The organism is Pedobacter sp. (assembly GCF_035566355.1).
Taxonomy (GTDB): Bacteria; Bacteroidota; Bacteroidia; order Sphingobacteriales; family Sphingobacteriaceae; genus Pedobacter.
Genome location: NZ_DATMRL010000529.1, coordinates 1 through 2,615 on the forward strand (window position 1 = coordinate 1; position 2,615 = coordinate 2,615).

General features: G+C 41.7%; 4 protein-coding genes and 1 pseudogene. 3 read left to right on the forward strand and 2 right to left on the reverse strand.

The genetic code is table 11. The annotated features are described in order from the left end of the window. From VNZ46_RS20585 to VNZ46_RS20595, 3 genes and pseudogenes are all read left to right on the forward strand, one after another. Window positions 1-237: pseudogene (locus VNZ46_RS20585) on the forward strand (oxidoreductase); the annotation flags it as partial. Window positions 238-310: 73 nt separating this feature from the next. Further along, window positions 311-616, forward strand: coding sequence for a YbaB/EbfC family nucleoid-associated protein (locus VNZ46_RS20590; RefSeq protein ID WP_325562127.1), 306 nt, complete (start codon window positions 311-313; stop codon window positions 614-616). A gap of 9 nt (window positions 617-625) precedes the next feature. Continuing rightward, window positions 626-1,303: a metal-dependent hydrolase gene (locus VNZ46_RS20595; protein ID WP_325562129.1), complete on the forward strand. Its 678-nt coding sequence runs from the start codon at window positions 626-628 to the stop codon at window positions 1,301-1,303. Window positions 1,304-1,361: 58 nt separating this feature from the next. On the opposite strand, the gene VNZ46_RS20600 is transcribed toward VNZ46_RS20595, so the two are convergent. Both VNZ46_RS20600 and VNZ46_RS20605 read right to left on the reverse strand, forming a co-directional pair. After that, window positions 1,362-1,712 carry a hypothetical protein gene (locus tag VNZ46_RS20600; RefSeq protein WP_325562131.1) on the reverse strand — a complete coding sequence of 117 codons (351 nt, stop codon included), beginning with the start codon at window positions 1,710-1,712 and terminating at the stop codon, window positions 1,362-1,364. A gap of 64 nt (window positions 1,713-1,776) precedes the next feature. Further along, window positions 1,777-2,615, reverse strand: an 839-nt coding sequence (locus VNZ46_RS20605) for a DNA polymerase (RefSeq protein WP_325562132.1), incomplete at its 5' end; no start/stop codon positions are given.

Genomic DNA, 2,615 nt, shown 5'->3' on the forward strand with positions numbered 1-2,615 from the left:
GTTAGCTTTGCTGAACAGATCAAAAAAGAAACCGGTATATTGACCGGTGCAGTTGGCTTAATAACAGACAGACAACAAGCTGAAGTTATTCTTGGTAATGGCCAGGCCGACCTGATCATTATGGCAAGGGAGCTGCTTAGAAATCCTTATTTTCCATTGCAGGCTGCTTTTGAGTTTGAAGACGAGATCAGGTGGCCGGAGCAATATGAAAGAGCAAAACCAAGAAAAGCACATTAGCCAATCTAAATTACAACAGAAACTTTAAACTAAAATCTCTTAATTTCGTTTAAAAATATAAAACACAAATACTATGTTCGATAAACTAATGGCCGCACAGCAGATGGCGGGTGAGATCAAGAAAAGACTAGATACCATCTCTGTATTTGGCGAGGTAGAGGGAGGAGCAATTAAAGTGACCGCTACAGGCAATAAAGCAATTACAGCTGTAGAAATTAAAGAAGAATTCTTTAAAGAGGCCGACAAAGAGGAATTAGAAGAACTGCTGCTGACAGCGATCAATAAAGCTTTAACGCAAGCAGATCAGGTAAGCGCTGCAGAAATGCAAAGTGCAACCCAGGGCATGTTAGGAGGCCTTGGCGGAATGTTTGGAAGTTAATCTAAAATCATGAAATATACCTATTACGGACAATCCTGCTTTTTATTGGAAGCAGAGGGCAAAAAATTTCTTTTCGATCCTTTTATCAAGCCGAATCCTTTGGCCAGTCATATCGACACCACAGCCATAGAGGCAGATTACATCCTGGTAAGCCATGGTCACGGAGATCATATTGCAGATCTTGTGGAACTGGCAAAACAAACCAATGCAAAGGTAATTGGAATGGTTGAAGTGATGGACTGGGCAGGGAAACAAGGTGTCAAAAACATTCATGCTATGAATTTCGGAAAACAGAAATTTGATTTCGGAAACCTGAGAATGGTTTGGGCTACGCATTCCAGCTCCATGCCAGATGGCAGCTATGGAGGTAACCCTGCAGGTTTTGTACTGGAAACCGGCGGTAAAACTATTTATTTTGCTGGAGATACTTCCTTAAATGCGGATATGAAGATCCTGGCGGATTTATATAAAATAGATTATGCGATTCTTCCTATCGGAGGTAATTTCACCATGGATGTAGATGATGCGCTGTTGGCTACAAAGTACATCAATTGCGATCAGGTGATCGGTGTTCATTACAACACTTTTCCGGTGATTGAAATTGATACAGAAGAAGCCTTGTCGAAATTTAACAGGGAGAATAAAAAACTGTTCTTACCAGCAATTGGCGAGACCATAGAATTATAAACACCATAAAAAAGCCCCGCTTCTATTTGAAACGGGGCTTTTTCCTTACACTTATGGCTTAATTCTTTTTTACCACAACTGTTGTTTTCTTGTTTGCTTTATAACGCATATCAGCAGTTCCGTCCTTTTTTAACGGACCTGCAGCCGCTGCTGCTTTAGCTTTGTTTTCTTTAAAGCGCATATCCGGTGTACCGTCTTTCTTTACCGCAGCAGCTGTAGCTTTAGTAGACGTCACCGTTTGCGTAGCCGCTGCTTTAGTTTCTTTTTTAGCACCGGCAACCGTGGTTGTAGCCTTACTTTCTACTTTTTTAGCTGTCTTTTTTACGGTCTGCGCAGGTGCAGCAGTCTGAGCAAAGGTGGTACTTAAACCCAGTAAAGCCACAGCAACAAAACTCAATAATTTTTTCATGTTTTTCTAGTATTTTCTTTAATCCAATATTGGTTAACGAAAGTTAAATAAAAATATTTCAATTTTAATGTGCTTCAAGCCAATTATTTCCTTCCCCAATTTCCACCTCTATCGGCACTGCGGTTTTAATGGCTGTTTTCATCCGGTAGGCAATGATTTCTTTCATCTCCGCTACTTCAGAACGGAGCACATCAAACACAAGCTCATCATGTACCTGCATGGTCATTTTTGATTTTAATCCTTTTTCCTGAATATCCTTATGAATATGAATCATAGCCACCTTGATCATATCTGCTGCAGAGCCTTGTATCGGCGCATTGATCGCATTTCGCTCGGCAAATCCCCGAACCGTCTGATTTGCAGAGTTAATGTCTCTCAGGTATCTCCTCCTGCCCAGAATGGTCTCTACAAAGCCATTTTCCCTTGCAAAATTCATCGTATCACTCATATATCTTTTAATACCAGGATACTGTTCAAAATACTGCTCGATGATTTGCGCAGCTTCCTTACGGGGAATGCCCAGGTTTTGCGACAGACCAAATGCAGATTGCCCGTATATGATTCCGAAATTCACGGCTTTAGCATTTCTTCTTTGCGTAGAATCTACTTCTTCAATCGGCACACCATATACTTTCGCTGCTGTCGCCGTGTGGATGTCAATTCCCTTGCTAAACGCATCCAGCATATTTTCTTCCTTGCTGATCTCCGCAATAATGCGGAGTTCGATCTGAGAATAATCCGCAGATAAAAGGATGTGATCTTCATCTCTGGCAATAAAAGCCTTCCGCACTTCCCTTCCCCGTTCGGTACGAATCGGGATGTTCTGTAGGTTGGGGTTATTAGAGCTTAACCTTCCTGTAGCGGCCACGGCCTGGTTATAACTCGTATGCACCCTACCCGTTT